Raw genomic sequence first — 1,448 nt, forward strand, 5'->3', positions numbered from 1 at the left:
TCCTTGCGCAGCTCCAGGGTTTCGTCTGCCAGCCACGCGAGAATGATCGGCGCAAGATCCGGGCTCCGCCGGGCCAGCGTCTGCAGCCGCACGCGGCCCTTGGCATCGAGTTCATTGGTGAAGCTGAGCAGCGGCAGCAGCCAGAACGGGAACAGGATGGTCAGCACGCTCAGGAAAGCCGTTCCGGCCCGCAAATCCATCGGCCAGCCTTCGGCCGCGCCCCGGACCACGAAACCGCACAGGGCGAGCGTGGCGCAGGTCATCAGCACGACGGCGGTCGACATTTCCAGAACGCGGCGGATGGTCGCCTGCTTCTTGGTCAGCACGGTGTGATCGAATTCGATGTTCATGGGGTAAGCCCTCAGTTGGTGTGGTTCGGGTGGCGGCACAGCACGTCGGCAAGGATTTCCCTGCCATTGGTTTCGTAATCCCGCGCCGAGGGGGAGCCGTTCTCGCGCAGCCTCTTGGCCCGGTCGAACTGATCGGCGGCCTTACCCAGGTTCCGGCGTTGGTCCGCCAGCCAAGACCGCAGATACACCGCGCCAACTGCCTCATTGCCGGCGCTGGCCGCTGAATCGGTGATTGAGCACGCCTGCAGGCGCATCTGATCTGCATAGCCCTGCAATGTCTTGGCAGTTTCGTGGTCGCCCCGCTCCCGCGCCTCCCTGGCTTCCGTGGCCACGATCCGGGAGCACTTTCCTGCATGCTGCCGCGCCTCGAACCACGCATTTGCCAGCCGCTTCCGATCACGGGCGGGCAGGAAGATCAACGCCTGGTCGAAGCTGTCGTAGACCGGCATGAAAGCGCAGGAGGATGGCGTGGCGATCTGGCCCGTTTCCAGCCACTGGCGCGCACCCGCAGTCCCGAGCTGACACGAATTGCGTTCAAGCTCGATTTCGCTGGCGAAATGGCCCCACACGATTTCCGCAGGCTCGACACCCCAGGTGGCAGCCAGTGCAGCCCGCAGGCGCTGACGCGCATCCTCTTGGCTGTGACCGGTGATCCAGGCTGTCGCCGTGGGTTCATCGGGACGACCCATGACACAGCATTCCAGTGCTCGATACAGCATGTTGCGGCCCTCATTTTGTGGTGGTTTGTGCTCAGGGCGCAGGGAGATTGCGCCTACAAGAACCGGCCCGCTGTTGTGTCGTTTATGGCCGTTCTGTTGTGTCACTCTACCACAGGTTTCGGGCTTGCGCACATACCGCGCAAATATTTTGCACTTTTCTTGTATGTGCGCTAGGGTAGTGCCATTCCTGATTCCGGAGATCCAATGTCAGAAGTCAATTTCACCTTCCGCCTCGATGAGCAGCTGAAAGCTGACTTCCTCGCCGCTGCGAAAAACAACGACCGAAATGGCTCCCAGGAGCTGCGCGACTTCATGCGCCGCTACATCGCCGCCTCCCCCCGGCCGGATGCAGGCACAGTCGCTTCGGCCGCCGCTATCC

At 62.5% G+C, this 1,448-nt stretch carries 2 protein-coding genes; both read right to left on the minus strand.

Annotated features, from left to right (window positions below; genetic code table 11):
* On the minus strand, positions 1-350 hold a 350-nt coding region (locus tag EOD15_RS34215; protein WP_148129817.1), incomplete at its 3' end, for a hypothetical protein.
* Positions 351-361: 11 nt separating this feature from the next.
* Positions 362-1,039: a hypothetical protein gene (locus EOD15_RS34220; protein WP_127409299.1), complete on the minus strand. Its 678-nt coding sequence runs from the start codon at positions 1,037-1,039 to the stop codon at positions 362-364.
* Positions 1,040-1,448 lie beyond the last annotated feature (409 nt).

Origin of the sequence: Mesorhizobium sp. M7A.T.Ca.US.000.02.2.1 (assembly GCF_003996995.1) — a bacterium.
Taxonomy (GTDB): domain Bacteria; phylum Pseudomonadota; class Alphaproteobacteria; order Rhizobiales; family Rhizobiaceae; genus Mesorhizobium.